At 50.3% G+C, this 19,319-nt stretch carries 11 protein-coding genes; 3 read left to right on the forward strand and 8 right to left on the reverse strand.

The genetic code is table 11. The features are described from left to right. The first annotated feature begins 366 nt into the window (after nt 1–366). Together ACKTSG_RS08695 and ACKTSG_RS08700 are read left to right on the forward strand one after the other, a co-directional pair. A complete protein-coding gene (locus ACKTSG_RS08695; protein WP_407893885.1) occupies nt 367–2,745 on the forward strand; it encodes a beta-glucosidase in 2,379 nt (792 codons plus the stop codon). A 41-nt stretch (nt 2,746–2,786) separates the two neighbouring features. Beyond that, a complete protein-coding gene (locus ACKTSG_RS08700) occupies nt 2,787–3,908 on the forward strand; it encodes an alpha-L-fucosidase (RefSeq protein WP_407893887.1) in 1,122 nt (373 codons plus the stop codon). 88 nt (nt 3,909–3,996) lie between these two features. Here the strand turns inward: ACKTSG_RS08700 and ACKTSG_RS08705 are convergent, their stop codons facing one another. The 6 genes from ACKTSG_RS08705 to rpsL all read right to left on the reverse strand — a co-directional run bounded on the left by ACKTSG_RS08705 (nt 3,997) and on the right by rpsL (nt 10,928). Then, nucleotides 3,997–5,430: an MFS transporter gene (locus ACKTSG_RS08705; RefSeq protein ID WP_407893889.1), complete on the reverse strand. Its 1,434-nt coding sequence runs from the start codon at nt 5,428–5,430 to the stop codon at nt 3,997–3,999. A 143-nt stretch (nt 5,431–5,573) separates the two neighbouring features. Next, nucleotides 5,574–6,437, reverse strand: coding sequence for an SDR family NAD(P)-dependent oxidoreductase (locus ACKTSG_RS08710; RefSeq protein WP_407893891.1), 864 nt, complete (start codon nt 6,435–6,437; stop codon nt 5,574–5,576). Between the two features lie 74 nt (nt 6,438–6,511). Next, a complete protein-coding gene (locus ACKTSG_RS08715) occupies nt 6,512–7,453 on the reverse strand; it encodes a dihydroorotate oxidase (RefSeq protein WP_407893893.1) in 942 nt (313 codons plus the stop codon). A 230-nt stretch (nt 7,454–7,683) separates the two neighbouring features. Then, on the reverse strand, nt 7,684–9,771 hold the full coding sequence (gene fusA, locus ACKTSG_RS08720) for an elongation factor G (protein WP_407893895.1): 2,088 nt from the start codon (nt 9,769–9,771) through the stop codon (nt 7,684–7,686). A gap of 186 nt (nt 9,772–9,957) precedes the next feature. Then, nucleotides 9,958–10,428, reverse strand: coding sequence for a 30S ribosomal protein S7 (rpsG, locus tag ACKTSG_RS08725; protein ID WP_054717769.1), 471 nt, complete (start codon nt 10,426–10,428; stop codon nt 9,958–9,960). A gap of 80 nt (nt 10,429–10,508) precedes the next feature. Further along, nucleotides 10,509–10,928, reverse strand: coding sequence for a 30S ribosomal protein S12 (gene rpsL, locus ACKTSG_RS08730; protein ID WP_407893898.1), 420 nt, complete (start codon nt 10,926–10,928; stop codon nt 10,509–10,511). 255 nt (nt 10,929–11,183) lie between these two features. Here rpsL and ACKTSG_RS08735 point away from each other — a divergent pair, with 255 nt between their 5' ends. Then, nucleotides 11,184–11,570, forward strand: coding sequence for a hypothetical protein (locus ACKTSG_RS08735; RefSeq protein WP_407893900.1), 387 nt, complete (start codon nt 11,184–11,186; stop codon nt 11,568–11,570). Between the two features lie 60 nt (nt 11,571–11,630). Here the strand turns inward: ACKTSG_RS08735 and rpoC are convergent, their stop codons facing one another. Together rpoC and rpoB are read right to left on the reverse strand one after the other, a co-directional pair. Beyond that, nucleotides 11,631–15,284 carry a DNA-directed RNA polymerase subunit beta' gene (rpoC, locus tag ACKTSG_RS08740; protein ID WP_407893902.1) on the reverse strand — a complete coding sequence of 1,218 codons (3,654 nt, stop codon included), beginning with the start codon at nt 15,282–15,284 and terminating at the stop codon, nt 11,631–11,633. Between the two features lie 11 nt (nt 15,285–15,295). Further along, nucleotides 15,296–18,886: a DNA-directed RNA polymerase subunit beta gene (gene rpoB / locus ACKTSG_RS08745; RefSeq protein ID WP_407893904.1), complete on the reverse strand. Its 3,591-nt coding sequence runs from the start codon at nt 18,884–18,886 to the stop codon at nt 15,296–15,298. Between the last annotated feature and the right edge of the window lie 433 nt (nt 18,887–19,319).

Raw genomic sequence — 19,319 nt, forward strand, 5'->3', positions numbered from 1 at the left:
GAAATCACCTCAACTTGTATCGTTATTATAACAACAACAGGTATGTTATAACGCTAGATTGTATGCGCTGTCAAACGGTATTTATCACCCCTTTGTGTTTTCATCATCGGCCCTGACATCATCCAACACGGTCAGTATAGGCTTTCATCCATTCTTTGCACGCGAAAATGTAAGCTAAAATAACAATTGGGGCTCATTTTCTAAAATGTTTTTCAGGAGGCACTTGTTATAGCCGACCATATCCTTATTTTGAACACGCTGCGGCCTATCCCAACCAAGCGTGTTGTCTCTATCATAAAGCGAGGCAATTGCGTTACAGAATCCAAATGTCGTGTTATTCTCAAGGTAAGAATTGGGGGTTTTAGTATGACCATCACCATTGGCAGCGGCGCCACTCGCCGCGAGTTATCCGACCAAGACGCGATCAAGCTCACGTCAGGCAAGGACTTTTGGAGCAGCGAAAGCGTCGCCGGCATCCCTGCCATTCGAATGAGCGACGGCCCGCACGGACTGCGCTATCAAGCCCAAGCATCCGACCACCTCGGCATCAATGAAGCCGTGCCGGCGACAGCCTTTCCCACCGCCAGCGCCTCAGCTTCCAGCTGGGACTTGAGTTTGCTCGTTAAAATGGGCGCGGCGATCGGCGAAGAGGCACGCTCGATGAACGTCGACGTGGTGCTTGGCCCTGGCGTCAATATCAAACGCAATCCGCTAGGTGGGCGCAATTTTGAATTCTTTTCAGAAGATCCGTTACTGACAGGCGCACTCGCTACTGCTTGGATCAACGGCCTGCAGTCCCAAGGCGTTGGCGCCTCCCTTAAGCATTTTGCTGGCAACAGCCAAGAAACTGACCGATTGCGCTCAAATTCACTGATCGACGCGACGGCCTTACACGAGCTGTACCTAGAGGCGTTTCGCCTCGCCGTGACCCACAGTCAGCCGGAAACCGTGATGATCGCTTACAACCTATTGAACGGGACGTATATGAGCGATCACGAATACCTGCTTAACACAGTGCTGCGCGGACAATGGGGCTACAAAGGCGCAGTCATCACTGATTGGGGTGCGCTTAACGACAAAATCGCCAGTCTGAACGCCGGCACCGATTTGGAAATGCCAAGCTCTGGCCACTTGTTTGACAAGCTGGCGCTGGTTGCACTGAAAACCGGCAAGCTAGACCGCTTTCGACTCACTCGCGCTGTCGCCAACATTACCACTATCGCTGATCGCAACCGGCCAGTCTTTACCGGCGACCGCGACGCTTTATTAAAATCACACGTCGCCTTAGCGCAGCAGATCGAGGAAAACTCGGCGGTGCTGATGAAAAATGACGGCATCTTACCGCTTCAGCCAGGCCGCAAGCTGGCCGTGATCGGCACTTTAGCCGACCAAACACGCATCCAAGGTGCAGGCTCGTCACACATCACCACCCCGCAAAGTATTTCCATTTTGGCTGGGCTCAAAGCCGCCAACCGCGCGTACACTTATGCTCCTGGCTACACCTTAAACGGCAGCGCTGAGCCAAAACTGGTCAAAGCAGCTGTCGAAGCCGCGCAAGAAGCCGACGACGTCATTGTGGTGCTTGGCTTACCTGCCACTGCTGAAGCAGAAGGCACCGATCGGACCACCATGGCGCTACCTGCAGATCAAGTCGCCTTATTACATGCCGTGGCGCAAGCCAATGCCAATGTCGTGGTGTTGCTGGTGGCTGGTTCAGTCGTCACGACTGACTGGGCCAAAGACGCCAAGGCGGTACTCAATCTGTTTTTAGGTGGTGAAGCTGTGGGCGCTGCCGCACAGCGCCTGCTGTTTGGCACCGTGTCACCCTCTGGCAAGCTCGCTGAAACCTATCCGCTACGTTACGAAGACGTGCCGTCTAGCGCGCTATACGGGAAAGATCCTTTGTCGGTACCATACGCCGAAAGCCTGTATGTCGGCTACCGTTACTATGACAAGGCCAACCAAGATGTTGCGTTCCCGTTTGGTTTCGGCCTGAGTTACACATCGTTTGCGATAACCAACATTCACCTTTCCGCTACCCATTTTGCCTCAAACGACCGCACACTCACTGTCAGTATTGACGTGAAAAACACTGGCCCCGTCCGCGGCGCAGAAGTCGTACAAGCTTACGTCAGCGTTGCAGATCAAAACCAGTTGGTCGCAAAGCAAACGCTGGCAGCATTCCACAAGGTTTGGCTCGACTCTGGTGAACAACAAACCATCACCTTGACACTACCTGCGCGCGCTTTTTCGCGCTGGGACGAATCTCACCAGCAGTTCACCTTAGCCGGTGGTGCGTGGCAGGTTAATGTTGGCACCAGCAGTCGCCACCAAATCGCGCAACTACCCTTGACTGTCGACGCTCCTGCCTTTCGCGTCGAAGCGCCAAGCTGGTATCAAAAGCCAGTCGGCCTGCCAAGCGTTGAAGCCTTTACTGCACTTAGCGGCTTGACGCCAGCACCGGCTTTTAGCCCCAAACCTGGCGACTTCACCCGCCTCAGCGTGCCGCGCGACTTGGCCAAATACTCGAAAGTGGCGCGCCTTGTCGCCAGCGTCGTGATCGCCAACATGCAAAAAAACGACGGCACCCCCAAAGACTCACCAGAAGGCCAGTTTTTGGCTACTATCGTTTGGGACACGCCGCTGGTGCGCTTGGCGCAACAAAGCGGCGGTAGCTTGAAGCTGTGGATGGTCGATGCGCTCGTCAAGCTCGCCAACCATGGCAAAAAAACACCCCGATCCTGATTCATTTTTCCGCTGCGCTTCGTTAAACCAGGAGGATCATCATGAATGCCGTTAATCGTCATCGCCACCAAGCGCCGGCGTGGTTTGAAGCCGCCGACTTTGGGATCTTCATTCATTGGGGTTTATATAGTGTGCCGGCCTTTGCGCCAGAACCGGTAACTGGCCCAGGTAAGCACCCGACGTTGTATGAGCAGTTCAAACATCAGCCATATGCCGAGTGGTATGCCAACTCCATGCTGTTTCCGAACGGTCCAAGCGGCCACTACCACCGCGAGCACTACGGCAATGCCCCGTACTCAGATTTTGCGACCACTTTTCGCCAAACGGCGCGCCAAGTCGATGTTAACGCTTGGGCCGACGCGTTTGCTGCGGCGCATGCCAAATACGTTGTGGTCGTCACCAAACACCACGACGGCTTTGTAATGTACGACACGCAGGTAGAAAATCCCCGCCAGCCTGGCTACCACCTTGATTTTGACTTCATCGGCGCGCTTGCCAAGGCCGTGCGCGCCCGCGGGATGCACTTTGGTGTGTATTACTCTAGCCTTTTGGACTGGACTTTCAAGCATGAGCGCATTCAAAGTGCCGCGACTTTGCTATTGGGGTCCGATCACTCAAAGCGCTACCGCGATTACGTTTGGGCCCAATGGCACGAGCTGATCGACCGCTACCACCCAGACATTTTGTGGAGCGACATTGGCTACCCTGAAGATCCACGCCTGCCACAACTGTTTGCCGACTATTACGCCGCCGTCCCTGAAGGCATGGTGGATGATCGCTGGAGCGACTACCCAGCTTGGATGCGCCACAAGGCTTTCTACCCACTGTTCAACGCAGCCGGTGCTTTCGTTAACTGGCGCCAAGAAAAAACCCACAAAACTGCAACGCCACAATATTACGATTACCGCACGCTGGAATACCACACGGTTTGGACCGGCGCGCCAGATTACTACGAGATCACCCGGGGTATGGACTACTCTTTTGGCTATAATCGTGCCGCCCGCCCAAGCGACTTTATCACCGCCAAACAGGTGCGGGAAATGATCGCGACAGCACGGCCAAAGCGCGGTCGCTTGCTATTGAACGTCGGACCCAAAGCCGATGGCAGCTTGCCACAACCTCAAGCCAAGGTGCTAAAAGACCTGGCACAAAAACCGTTGTAATATGTTTGCCTAACCGTCGCACTAGTCGCGACGGTTTTTGCGTGCAACAAAAAAGTGTCGCCCCTGCGACACTTTTTTCGGATGCAACTTAGTACTGATGCTTCATTTGCTTTTCAGCCGTTGCTTGATTCAGCTCACCGGCATTGACTTTGGCCATTAACTGAACATCATGGTCGTTGAGCTTGTAAAAACTCAACGAGATCGTCGCCAGCACCGCGCCGATGGCTGGCACCAACGCAGTCACTGCCCACAAGCCGTTCAAGGCACTGGCACTTTGGGTGACGTTCTTGGCTTCTAGTGCCGCAAACGAGCTGGCGGTAATGGCCTGCCAGCCAAACCCGCTCAACACGGCTAGCCCTAATGGTGCATTCATCGACGCTAACTTGGCAGCAAAAGACTGCACGGCAAACGCAATGCCGCGTGCATCGATATGCGTTTTGAACTCGCCATATTCCACAATGTCAGGCGTGAAAGTCAAGCCGAGCACGCCGATCAAACCGATCGGGATCGCGCGCAAGACGACCATGATCAAATACAGCGTTTTGTTGTGGTAGCCGACGAGATACATCGCTAATGCCAAAACCGCCAGTGCGATCATACTATAGTAAAACAGCTTGAACTTATCGATCCGTTTGAGGATGCGACCCATAAACGGCGAGAAAATGATCGTCGGAATACCTACCAGTACCGTTGTCAACGTGGCAAACAGCGCCGTGCCAAACAAGTAATAGGCTGTAAATAAGCTCACCACCTGATCCGTTTGGGTCAGGCCCCAAAACAAGTAGCCCAAATAATAAATGCCAAGAAACTTGTTGGTACGCAAGTAGTGGACAATGTCTTTGAAGCGGTAATGGCTTTGCGAACCGGCTTTTGGCTTAATCCGTTCTTTGCCAAACACCGACACTGGAAACATCAAGACCAACGTCATGACGGCAATAATGGCGACCATCTGCGGAAAACTCATCCCCACTCGCTCAGAAACTAGGACTGGGCCGATCACTGTGACCAAAAAGCTACCCGCCAAAGCAAACAGTCGCGCCATTGATAGCAGTGAATTACGCTCGTTGACTTGCGTGGTCATACTGGTCACCATCGCGTAAATCGGCACGTCACTCATGGTGTAACTCGTATCCCAAATGATGTAGGCGATCACAAACCAAACCAGCTTCATGGTTGGCGTCAGCCCACTGGGGATCAAAAACAAGATCAGCGTTGTCAGCGGTACGGTAAAGCTGGCCAGCCGAAGCCACGGAATAGCTTTATTGCCGCTGCGCCAGTGGACTTTGTCGTACAACACCCCAAACAACGCGTCGGCAAAAACATCCCAAAGCTTGGCGACGAACATCGCTGTGGCGACTGCCCCGACGTTGACGCCGTTCATCATCAAGTACGTCGTGGAAAAAGCCGTCAGGGTCATATACCCCATCGCCTGGCCGGTAAAATACAGCCAATACCTGATGCGCTCGCGCGGCCGGGTCTCCATTGTTGGTGTAGCGTTTTGAGGTGGTGTTTTCGCGTTCATGCCAGACTCCCTTCCCCGACACGATGGTCGGTAACGCAACGATCAAGGTTCGCCATTATTATACCCCCTTAACCGCCAAACCTAGATGCGTTTTACCTCACAAAAAAAGGATCAAGCGCTGTGCTTGACCCAAAAGTGGCCGCTTAATCTTCAGTTTCTGCTTGCGCGTCATCGTCGGCTTTCAACTTCAATGCCAGGTTCACTGCCAGATTCAACCCATGGCGGAACAATTCAGGATGAACGCGAGCAAAGTTGGCCATCAGCCGATCGGTCGTGGCGTGATAATACCGGCGCTTAGGATGTTTGGCCGTGGCGGCTTGATAAAAGACTTGTGCCAATTGCTCAGACGTGGCGCCAGTCATAAAGCTACTTTTATTCGCGAGGCCAGCAACGACATCAGTCAACTCACGATAAGGCGAATCCGCCTTGAGGTTGGCTTTGGCGTGAGCTAACGCGATGGTCAACCAACTGGATTGGGTGCCGCCAGGTTCAACGATCACTGAGCGTAAGCCAAACGGCCGGATCTCTGAATCCAAAGTATCCGACCAAGTGTTCAACGCGTGCTTGGACACGTAATACCACCCACCAAGTGGCGTATATAAGTCCCCGCCAATCGACGAATTATTAATGATCCGCCCATAACCTTGCCGGCGCATGATCGGCAACACGATCTGCGCCAGATCGGCGGCCCCGATGAGATTGGTTTCCAACTGCTGGCGCGCCGAAGCCAAAGGCACTTCTTCTAAGGGACCGAATTCCCCATAGCCGGCATTGTTCAACAACACATCCAAACGGGTTTGCTGCGTCAAAGCGCCAGCCACAAAAGCTAAGTTGCTGTTGTGGTCGCACACATCCAAATGCATCGGATAAATATTTTCCCCAGTGGGGATCAAATTCACCCGTCTGGCCCCAGCAAACACGCGCCAACCTTGCGCGGCAAACAATTCAGTGGCTGCTTTGCCCATGCCGCTTGAAGCGCCGGTGATCAAAATCGTTTTTTGAGTCATGAATCCGCCTTCTTTTCGCCTTTTTCCCCATTATAAAAGGCTGGCGACAGGAAGTCACCAGCCTTTTGACTGAACTAATCGAGCGTTTTGAGCTTGCCGCGGAAATCATCCAAGCTGGTGTAGCCTTTTAGCGCCATGATGTCATCAAGTTCATGCGCCACGCGATCAAAGATCTTCGTGCCTTCATACCCAAATTGCGTCCCGATCTGAAGCATCGACGCCCCGCACAAAATGTGTTCAAACGCATCACGGCCGCTCATGATCCCACCGACACCAACAACGGCGATCGACGGGTTCAAGCGCTGTGACAACGCGCGGACATTGGCTAAAGCAGTTGGCTTGACGCTGGCGCCACCGATGCCACCAAAGCCACCTTTAGGTTTGATCGCCACAGTTTCGGTTTCATAATCCACGATCAACCCGTTGCCAACAGAATTGATGGTGGTCACAAACGTCAGTGGGAATTGGTTCAACACCTCAGCGATTTGATCAAAATGTGCCAGATCAAAATATGGGGGTAACTTCACCCCAAGCGGCTTTTGATAAAAGTCAAAAATCGCTGTCAGCGTTTCTTTAGTGGCGTCAAAATCATAGCCTTGTTGTGGATGCCCTGGGACATTGGGGCATGATAAGTTCAATTCCACAAAGCCGTTGAAAGCTGAGTCTTGGATCTGGTGCAACATGGCTAAGTTGTCAGCCAAGCTGGTACCAGCGATCGACAAGAAGTTCGTGGCATCAGGGCGTTTGGCTTGATCTTTTAACACGAAATCCAAGTAGTAATCCAAGCCGTTGTTTGGCAGACCCATCGAATTGAAGCTGCCATGCGGGATCATCTTCATGCGTGGTTCTGGGTTGCCAGCCCGATAAGCTGGTGTGGCACTTTTGGTCACATAAGCGCCGGCATTGGAGTTGATCAAGGCATTTAAGTCGCGATCCGATTGGCAACGCACCCCAGCAGCATTCATCAAGCAAGTTTTGAAATGACGATCGGCAATGGTAGTGGCAAGAGTCAACATATCTTCAATTCTCCTTTTTGTACACAAAGATTTTCTGCTGTTCTCCATCATACGCTGTTTTTCTGCGTTAGTCACGGACAAAATAGCCGACGCAGTGATGAAATTACACGAAAACCCGAACGTTTTCAGAAATTTTCATGACAGGCTGCGCTTTAGCGTGTGAATGATCGGCAAAACGTTCGGATTCCAAAAAAAAGCACTGAGTCATTAGACTCAGTGCTCAGGCAAGTTTAGTTGCCGCCGTTCTTTTTGATGATCTCTTCTTGGATAGACTTAGGCGTTGCTTCATAGTGATCGAAAGTCATCGTGAAGGTACCACGGCCTTGAGTAGCAGAACGCAAAGTCGTTGCGTAACCGAACATTTCAGCCAGTGGGATCATGGAGTTGATCAATTGGGCGTTACCACGTGCTTCCATGCCTTCGACACGGCCGCGACGAGCGGTAACTTGACCCATGACATCGCCCAAGTATTCTTCAGGCACAACGATTTCCACGTGCATGATCGGTTCAAGGATCACGGCACCAGCTTTAGGTGCAGCGTTCTTTAACGCGATGGATGCCGCAACCTTAAAGGCCGCTTCAGAGGAATCGACATCATGGTAAGACCCATCATATAACTTGGCTTTAACGTCGATCAATGGGTAGCCGGCAAGGACACCGTTAGCCATGGATTCTTTCAAGCCTTGTTCAACTGAAGGGATGTATTCACGAGGAACCACACCACCGACGATGGCATCTTCAAATTCGAAGCCTTTGCCTTCTTCGTTAGGCGTGAATTCGATCCAAACATCACCATATTGCCCTTTACCACCAGACTGGCGAACAAACTTACCTTGTGCGCTTGCTTGCTTGGTGAAGGTTTCACGATAAGCAACTTGAGGGGCACCAACTTTGGCACCGACCTTAAATTCACGCTTCATCCGGTCGACCATGATATCCAAGTGTAATTCACCCATGCCGGCGATCAAAGTTTCGCCAGTTTCAGGATTCGTTTCAGCTTGGAAAGTTGGATCTTCTTCACTCAGCTTTTGGATCGCAACGTCAAGCTTGTCACGGTCTTCTTTTGAGTCAGGTTCGATGGAAACTTGGATAACTGGTTCTGGGATTTCCAAAGATTCAAGGATCAATGGGTGGTCAACGTCAGTCAAAGAGTCACCAGTGGTGGTGTTCTTCAAACCGATAGCCGCCGCAATATCACCAGAGAAGACTTCAGGGATCTCTTCACGGTGATTGGAGTGCATTTGCAGCAAACGACCAACACGTTCACGGTTGTCTTTGGACGCGTTCAAGACATATGAACCAGCTTCCAAAGTCCCAGTGTAGACCCGGATGAAAGTCAAACGGCCAACGAAAGGATCCGTTGCGATCTTAAAGGCCAACGCAGCAAATGGCTTGTCGTCACCGGCAGTCAATTCAACCGCTTCACCAGTTTCAGGATCAGTGGCGTTGTATGGCTTAACATCAAGTGGTGATGGTAAGTAGTCAACGACACCGTCAAGCATCATTTGAACACCCTTGTTCTTGAAGGCAGAACCGGCAAATACAGGGAAGAATTCCAAAGCCAAAGTGGCTTTACGGATCGCAGCCTTTAATTCGTCTTTGGTGATCTCTTCGCCTTCAAGGTACTTGTCCATGATGGCATCATCCACGTCAGCAACGGCTTCGATCAAGTCGTTGTGGGCAGCTTCTGCAGCTTCTTTGTAGTCGTCAGGAATGTCAACAACATCCCATTCGGAACCCAAAGCATCTTCGTCGTACAAGTCAGCCTTCATTTCGATCAAGTCGATGATACCTTCAAAGTTATCTTCGGCACCGATCGGTAATTGCATCGCATGGGCGTTAGCGCCTAAGCGTTCATGAAGCGTCTTAACAGAGTATTCGAAGTCAGCGCCGATCTTGTCCATTTTGTTAACGAACACGATCCGCGGAACAGAATAAGTGGAAGCTTGACGCCAAACATTTTCAGTTTGAGGTTCAACCCCAGCTTGGGCATCCAAAACAGTAACGGCCCCATCAAGGACACGCAAGGAACGTTCAACTTCGATAGTGAAGTCCACGTGCCCTGGCGTATCGATGATGTTGACCCGGTGATCCTTCCAAAAGGCAGTGGTAGCAGCGGAAGTGATCGTGATCCCACGTTCTTGTTCCTGAGCCATCCAGTCCATTTGAGAAGCGCCATCATGTGTTTCACCGATCTTATGGATCTTACCAGTGTAATACAAGATACGTTCTGTCGTAGTGGTCTTACCAGCATCGATGTGGGCCATGATCCCGATGTTACGGGTCCGGTCTAACGGAAATTCACGCTTGTTGGCCATGTGAAAGTAGTTCTCCTCTCAATTGTTGTGTGAGTTTAAATTTAAAATGCAAATGACGTTGAGCGACGCTAAGCAATCAGTTGAGTAAAAGTCGTCTCAGCTTTCAATTCGCTTAGCGTCGCATTTTGGGATAAAACAATTGGCTACTATATGCCAACGGATGAAGGATATAATAGCCAAACTGTCTTACCAACGATAATGTGCAAAGGCGCGGTTAGCGTCTGCCATTTTATGGGTGTCTTCGCGCTTCTTAACAGCCGCACCGGTGTTATTTGCCGCATCCATGATCTCGCGCGCAAGGCGTTCGTCCATAGTGTGTTCACCGCGAGCACGGGAGTATTGCGTCAGCCAGCGAAGGCCAAGGGTCGTACGACGATCAGGGCGTACTTCGATCGGCACTTGATAGTTAGAACCACCGATACGGCGAGCTTTAACTTCAAGTACTGGCATGATGTTTTTCATGGCTTCATCAAAAACATCAACAGGTTCGTTGCCAGTTTCCTTCTTAATGATATCAAATGCAGAATACAAAATAGTTTGAGCCTTACCGCGTTTACCGTCGATCATCAAGTGGTTGATGAGGCGGGTAACCAGCTTAGAGTTGTAAACTGGATCAGGTAAGACGTCACGCTTTGAAACAGTACCTCGACGTGGCATGCTGATTGCCTCCTTATATATAAGTCGTGTTTTAAACTGAAATTGCGATCATCTGGGCTTTACGCCGCCAGAATGATTGCTTACTTCTTAGCCTTAGGGCGCTTTGTACCGTACTTGGAACGAGATTGCATACGGCCGTCAACACCGGCAGTATCAAGCGTCCCACGGATGATGTGATAACGCACACCAGGTAAATCCTTAACACGGCCCCCACGGATCAGAACAACACTATGTTCTTGTAAGTTGTGGCCGATACCTGGGATATAAGCTGTCACTTCGATTAAGTTGGACAGACGCACACGGGCATACTTCCGCAAAGCTGAGTTAGGCTTCTTTGGTGTCATGGTGCCGACACGAGTAGCCACCCCACGTTTTTGCGGAGCTGGGGTGTTGGTAAGAGACTTCTTCTTGCTGTTGTAACCGAAGTTCAACGCAGGAGAGTTCGACTTCGTTACTTTAGACTTGCGACCTTGACGTACTAATTGATTGATAGTAGGCATTTCAAGGTTCCTCCTTTCGATTCTGGTTTAACTTTTCAAGTCCACACATCCAGGCGGTTCATTTTAGCTGATAAAAAAATGGCCCACGAGACGGCGAAGTGGCGATTGCCCAGTTCACTGCTCGGGAAACCCGAATAACTGGAAAAAAGCACCTTTGATAGTATACTAAGAATCCCAAGCTAATGTCAAGCATTTCAGAAAAAAGCCCGGTTTAATTTGTGAGATCGCGCCTCAACTTGCAAGGAAGTGTTTAACATGTTCTTCACGCTGATGTTTTGGAGTGGTTTGGCTTACTTCGCCTATCAAGATGCCACCACTGCTTCCGTTTCGGCACAACCTTTTGAATTCTGGTGTGTGCAAGTTTACTTGCTTGATAGCCTCACGCATCCTTGGTGGCTACCGCTTCTTTGGTACGCAGGATTTACGCTGCTGGTAAAGGCCCAATATCTTGGCAGCGCCGATGCCTGGTTGATCGCGGTGTTGGCCAGCCGCTTTGACACCATGGCGTTATTATGGGTGTTACTGCTGGCTTGTGTGAGTGGAATAACTCAGGCCTTGCTGTTCAAACAGCATCAATTGCCTTGGCTGCCGCATTTAGCTTGGGCCAGTGCCCTTGTCAGTGGGTATTTGCTGATCTCATAACCGCCTGCACGCAAAAAGCGCCGCAACTTTTCAGTTGCGGCGCCTTTTTTCACAGGCAGACTAGTTGTCAGACTTGGCAGCGTCGTCAGCTTGCATTTGCTTTTCGATATCGGAGATCGAATAGACATTTTCGGAAACTGCACCAACCGTCTTTGGTTCCATATGACGGTAGGTCGCCATCCCAGTACCAGCTGGAATGATCTTCCCGATAATGACGTTTTCCTTCAAGCCGACCAAAGGATCGACCTTGCCGCGGATCGACGCGTCGGTGAGGACACGAGTGGTTTCCTGGAATGAAGCCGCAGACAAGAAGGAGTTGGTTTCCAGACTGGCTTTGGTGATCCCAAGCAAGACTGGACGACCAGTTGCTGGGATACCACCGGAGATCAGTGTATCTTTGTTACGGTCCTTGAATTCCGCAATATCAAGCAACGTCCCTGGCAAAATGTCAGTGTCGCCTGGATCCATGACCCGGATCTTGCGTAATTGTTGACGAACCATCACTTCGATATGCTTATCAGCGATTTCGATCCCTTGCATCCGATAAACTTTTTGCACTTCAAACAATTGATAGTTTTCAGTGCTCAAAGAATCTTGGATCTTGATCAAGGCTTTAGGATCAATTGAGCCACCAGTCAAACGACCGCCACGATCCACGTGGTCACCTTCTGCGACGGCTACGCTTGAAGCGTATGGCACAGAGTAAGTGCGGGTATCCGTTTTACCTTCAACTGTGATCTCACGGGTGTGTTCTGCAGGGTTTTCATCAATGGCGGTAACGGTACCGTCAACTTCAGAGATCACAGCAGGACCTTTCGGGTTACGAGCTTCCATAATTTCTTGGACACGAGGCAACCCTTGGGTGATATCATCGCCACCGGCAACACCACCGGTATGGAAGTTACGCATCGTCAATTGCGTACCAGGTTCACCGATAGATTGCGCAGCGACAGTGCCGACGGCTTCGCCGACTTCAACTTGTTCGCCAGTGGCCAAGTTACGGCCGTAGCACTTTTGGCAAACCCCATGACGGGTGTCACAAGTGAAGACGGAACGGATCGTGACAGATTCAACGCCAGCGTCGACAATGGCTTGGGCCATGTCTTCATCCATCAAGGTGTCTTTTGGTACCAAGACTTGATGCGTCTTAGGATCAAAGACCGACTTTTGGGTGAAGCGGCCGACCAAACGATCGTACAATGGCTCGATCATTTCGTTACCTTCACGAATTGCCGAAACCACTAAGCCGCGGTCAGTGCCACAGTCTTCTTCACGAACAATGACGTCTTGGGCAACATCGACCAAACGCCGAGTCAAGTAACCAGAATCGGCAGTCTTTAAGGCCGTATCGGTCATCCCTTTACGAGCCCCGTGGGTAGACATGAACATTTCCAAGACCGACAAGCCTTCACGGAAGTTCGACAGCACAGGCACTTCCATCATCCCACCGTTAGGCGCAGCCATTAAACCACGCATGCCGGCAAGCTGAGTAAAGTTTGAAATGTTACCACGGGCCCCAGAATCACTCATCATGGAAATTGGGTTGTTCGGGTCAAAGGCATCGATCAGTTGTTGTTGAATGTCGTCTTTGGCATCGTTCCAAATGGCAATGGTGCGATCATGACGTTCTTGGTCAGTGATCAAACCACGACGGAACTGCTTGGCAACAGTGGCAACCTTTTTATGGGCTTCATCAACGATCTCGCCTTTTTGTGGCAAGTTCGGCACATCAGCGACCCCGACAGTTAAGCCAGAGTTGGTCGCTTGGGTGTAACCTAACGTCTTCATGTCATCCAACAAGTCACTAGTGCGTTGCACTTTGTAAGTCTTGAAGACTTCAGCGATGATCTTAGACAAGAAGGACTTCTTGAATGGGTCGATCAAAGGGGCATCAGCCAAGTATGCATGGATATCTTCACCAGGTTGGATGAAGTGTTTGTCAGGCACACCGTTAACGATGTTGTCTTGGGTCGGTTCGTCCAAGAATGGCAATTCCGTTGGTAAGATCTCGTTGAAGATCACTTTCCCAACAGACGTCACCATGATCTTGTTGCGTTGCTCGTCAGTAAACGGCTTGTCAGGCATGGAGTTGACCGCCAAACCGATACGTGAATGCAAGTGCACGTAACCATTTTGTAAAGCCATCACGACTTCGTTGGCATCTTTGAAGATCATGCCTTCGCCTTCGCGGCCTTTTTGTTCCATCGTCAAGTAGTAGTTCCCTAAAACGATATCCTGAGAAGGCGTCACGATCGGCTTACCATCTTTAGGCGCCAAGATATGGTGCGCCGCTAACATCAGCAAACGCGCTTCAGCTTGGGCTTCATCAGATAATGGCACATGGATGGCCATTTGGTCCCCATCAAAATCGGCGTTGTAAGCTTCACACACGATCGGGTGCAAACGCATGGACTTACCGTCAACTAAGACTGGTTCAAAGGCTTGGATCCCTAAACGGTGAAGCGTAGGGGCGCGGTTTAACAGCACTGGACGTTCTTTGATGACATCTTCTAAGACATCCCAAATATCGTCATCTTCGCGGTCGATCTTCCGACGCGCGTTTTTGATGTTAGAAGCCATATCACGGGCAACTAATTCGCGCATCACAAACGGCTTGAATAATTCAAGCGCCATCGAACGTGGCAAGCCACATTGATAGAACTTCAACGTTGGGCCGACATCAATGACCGAACGGCCAGAGTAGTCAACACGCTTCCCTAACAAGTTCTGACGGAAACGCCCTTGTTTCCCTTTCAACATGTGTGAAAGAGACTTCAATGGCCGATTCCCAGGACCAGTGACTGGACGGCCACGACGACCGTTATCGATCAATGCATCGACAGCTTCTTGCAACATGCGCTTTTCGTTTTGGACGATGATGTTAGGCGCATTGAGGTCTAACAAGCGCTTCAAACGGTTGTTACGGTTGATGACCCGACGGTACAAGTCATTCAAGTCACTCGTGGCAAAACGGCCACCTTCAAGCTGAACCATTGGGCGCAGATCCGGCGGGATAACTGGAATGGCATCCATGACCATCCAAGCAGGATCGTTACCAGATTCCAAGAAGGCATCCAAAATGTCCAACCGGCGGATCGCACGGGTCCGCTTTTGGCCTTGAGCCGACTTCAAGTCTTCTTTGAGTTCCGCAACTTCTTGGGCCAAGTCCACTTGGCTCAACAGTTCCTTCACCGCTTCAGCACCCATTTTGGCGTTGAAGCTTTGACCGTATTCGTCACGCTTGTCGCGGTATTCGCGTTCGGTCAACAGTTGCTTTCTTTCAAGCGACGTGTCGCCTGGATCGATCACAACATAACTTGCGAAGTAGATCACTTCTTCAAGTGCACGTGGGGACATGTCCAAAACCAAGCCCATGCGAGATGGGATGCCTTTGAAGTACCAGATGTGCGTTACTGGTGCAGCCAATTCGATATGACCCATGCGTTCGCGACGAACTTTGGAGCGGGTGACTTCAACGCCACAACGGTCGCAAACAATTCCCTTATACCGGATGCGCTTGTATTTCCCACAGGCACATTCCCAGTCTTTCGTCGGTCCGAAGATGCGTTCATCGAATAGCCCATCTCGCTCTGGCTTTAAAGTCCGATAGTTGATGGTTTCTGGCTTTTTAACTTCACCATAAGACCATGAACGGATTTTGTCAGGCGAGGCTAAGCCGATTTGCATGCTTTCAAACTTGTTGACATCAATCAAAAGGCTACCTCCTAGTTGTTATCGTCGCTGGATTGATCTTGAGCGGCAAGCGCTGCAGCTTCTTTGGCTTTCTTTTCTTCTTGTTCCTTGGCAAATTTCGCTAAGGCATCGACCGAAACCACATCGTCGTCATCATCATCCATATCGCGCAATTCGATTTCTTGTTTGTCTTGGTCGAGCACTTTCATGTCCAAACCAAGGGCTTGTAATTCCTTGACCAACACGCGGAATGATTCTGGCACGCCTGGCTTTGGAATCGGTTCGCCTTTGACAATGGCTTCGTAGGTCTTGACCCGTCCAACCACGTCATCTGACTTGTAAGTCAAGATTTCTTGTAAGGTGTAAGCAGCCCCGTAAGCTTCCAAGGCCCAAACTTCCATTTCCCCGAAACGCTGGCCACCAAACTGAGCTTTACCACCCAATGGCTGTTGCGTCACTAAGGAGTAAGGTCCGATGGAACGGGCATGGAGCTTATCAGCGGACATATGCGCCAGTTTCATGTAATACATGACCCCGACAGATACCCGGTTTTCAAATGGTTCCCCAGTGCGGCCGTCATAAAGGATCGACTTGCCGTCGCTGGCCATGCCAGCTTCTTTAACAGTAGCCCACAGATCTTCATCATTGGCCCCATCAAAGACTGGTGTGGCCACATGGATGCCTAAGTTACGAGCCGCCATGCCTAAATGCAAGTCTAAGACCTGCCCGATGTTCATACGTGATGGCACACCCATTGGTGACAGTAAAATGTCAACTGGAGTCCCGTCAGGTAAGAATGGCATATCTTCTTCAGGTACCACGATAGAAACCGTCCCTTTGTTACCATGACGACCGGCCATCTTGTCCCCAACTTCGATCTTACGCTTTTGGGTGATGTAAACACGGACCTTCATGTTAACGCCTGGTGACAATTCATCCCCGTTATCTCGGGTGAAAATGCGGACATCTTGAATGATACCGCCGCCGCCATGAGGCACTTTCAAACTGGTGTCACGCACTTCACGGGCCTTTTCACCAAAGATCGCATGCAATAAGCGCTCTTCAGCAGACAGTTCAGTGACCCCTTTAGGCGTGACTTTCCCGACTAAAATGTCCCCGTCATGGACTTCAGCACCAACGCGGATGATTCCGAATTCATCGAGGTCCTTGAGGGCTTCTTCACCGACGTTAGGAATTTCACGGGTGATCTCTTCAGGACCGAGCTTGGTGTCACGGGCTTCTGATTCATATTCTTCAATATGGATAGAAGTATAGGCATCTTCACGGACCAATTTTTCAGATAAGACGATCGCATCTTCATAGTTGTACATGTTCCAAGTCATGAAGGCGATGATCGGGTTTTGACCTAAGGCTAATTCCCCGTTTTGCATGGCTGGGCCGTCGGCGATGATCTCATCGGCTTCGACTTTGTCACCTAAGCGGACAATTGGACGTTGGTTGTAGTTCTTCCCGGCGTTAGAACGACGGAACTTCATCAAGTTGTACTTGTCTAAAGCCCCATCGGCACGGCGGATACGGATCTGCTTAGCATCAACGAATTCGACTGTCCCATCATGGGCAGCTAAAACGGCGATCCCAGAGTCATGGGCAGCTTTGTATTCCATCCCAGTCCCAACTAATGGGGCATGAGGATCGATCAAAGGCACCGCTTGACGTTGCATGTTGGCACCCATTAAGGCGCGGTTGGAGTCATCGTTTTCCAAGAAAGGAATGCAGGCAGTGGCTACGGCAACTACTTGCTTAGGCGAAACGTCCATGTAGTCAACATGTTCAGCAGTGGTTTCGATGTTATCATCTTTAGAACGTGCCAAGATCGTCGCGTCAGCAAATGAACCATCGTCATTCAACTTGGTGTTGGCCTGAGCCACCACATAGTTATCTTCTTCATCGGCAGTTAAATAGTCGATCTTGTCGGTAACTTTGTGATCTTCCCATGATACCCGCCGATATGGCGTTTCAATAAAGCCATAAGGGTTGACCACGGCATAAGAAGCCAAGGAGTTGATCAAACCAATGTTAGGACCTTCTGGGGTTTCGATCGGACACATACGGCCATAGTGGGTGTAATGCACATCACGCACTTCATAACCGGCACGGTCTCGCGTCAAACCACCAGGGCCTAAGGCAGACAAACGACGCTTATGCGTCAATTCGCCTAATGGGTTGGTTTGGTCCATGAACTGAGACAATTGAGAACTGCCAAAGAATTCCTTGATAGACGCAACCACTGGACGAATATTGATCAGTTGTTGCGGGGTGATCGTGGTGGTGTCTTGGATCGACATCCGTTCGCGAACCACACGTTCCATCCGGCTTAAGCCGATACGGAATTGGTTTTGCAGCAATTCACCGACAGAACGGATCCGACGGTTACCCAAGTGATCGATATCATCCGTTGAGCCGATGCCTTCTTGTAAGTTCAAGAAGTAGTTCATCGCAGCAACGATATCAGCTGGGATCAAATGCTTGATCTTTTTGTCGATATGACCGTTACCGATCATGTTGACGACTTTTTCAGGGTTGTTTTCAGAGTAAACTTTGACGACTTGAATGGTCATTGGATCCGTGACCACACCTTGATCGCTTGGTTGATAAGTGATGGTTTTGAAATCATCCTTATCCAAGTAGTCGCCTAAGGTATCCATCACATGACGGTCGATCTTGGTGTCTTTAGCCACGATCACTTCGCCAGTTTCAGGGTCAGCTAAAGTTTCTGCCACAGTATGCCCTAATAAACGGGTCTTCAAGTTCAGCTTTTTGTTGACCTTGTAGCGGCCAACATTGGCCAAGTCATAACGCTTTGGATCAAAGAACCGCGCGTATAACAGCGAACGAGAAGAGTCGGCAGTTTTAGGTTCACCTGGGCGAAGTCGTTCGTAAATATCTTTTAAGGCTTCGTCAGTGCGGGAATCATCGGTGTTTTTGTGCACATCTTTTTCCAAGGTGAGCATCAAAGAATCATTATCGCCAAACATGTCGATAATGTCAGAATCGGCACCAAAGCCCAATGCGCGGATCAATTCAGTCATCGGGATCTTACGGGTCCGGTCGATGCGGACATAAGAAATATCCTTGGCGTCAGTTTCAAATTCCAACCAAGCCCCACGGTTAGGGATCACAGTGGTGCCCCAAGTCATGCGGGAGTTCTTGTCAACGGCAGAGTTGTAATAAACCCCAGGGGAGCGGACCAATTGCGAAACAATGACCCGTTCTGCCCCGTTGATAATGAACGTCCCTTGATCAGTCATCAGTGGGAAATCCCCAAAGAAGACATCTTGTGACTTGATCTCGCCAGTTTCATGGTTAGTCAAGCGTAAGGTGACGTGTAATGGGGCCGCGTAGTTGGCATCATGTTGACGCGCTTCTTCAACGGTGTACTTCGGTTCGCGAAGATCATAGTCAACATATTCCAAAGACAAGTTGCCTTGGAAGTCTTCGATCGGCATGATGTCGTCGAACATTTCCTTCAGGCCTTCGTCTAAGAACCATTGATATGAGTTGGATTGGATCTCGATCAAGTTAGGCAGATCGAGTACTTCTTTGATGCGGGAATAGGAACGGCGCGTGCGATGCTTGCCGTAATTCACTAAATGTCCTGCCAAGTATGAACACCTCTCATTAGTTTTTTCGGACGGCGACTTCGTAAATATCAGGTAAAAAAAGATTAAATTTACGTTACATCAGCCGATACGGACCTCATCAGGGCAAACAAAAACCCAAAAGCGCATCGGAAAGTTCTCCGCTGGCGCCTTGGGTTCGCTATGCGTGTTGCCGGACAATAGATCGTCAACACATGTGGGCCGCACCGAAATGCAATTGCATTAAGAATACCTTTTTTTGAAATTGATGTCAAGGGGTCACGCACCAATGAAAGCGTCGAAGACATGACCGAACTTGGCCAAAAAAAGGGGTCTAAAATTTTTGGTGTTGAAGAGTACTTCAACGCTGGAAGTTTTAGGCCTTTTTAGATAACACAAAAACACCTACTCCCTCCAGTGTTATGCTTTAAGCGACCAAACCAAAAGATAAACGAGG

Origin of the sequence: Lacticaseibacillus salsurae (assembly GCF_045862175.1) — a bacterium.
GTDB classification, from domain to species: domain Bacteria; phylum Bacillota; class Bacilli; order Lactobacillales; family Lactobacillaceae; genus Lacticaseibacillus; species Lacticaseibacillus salsurae.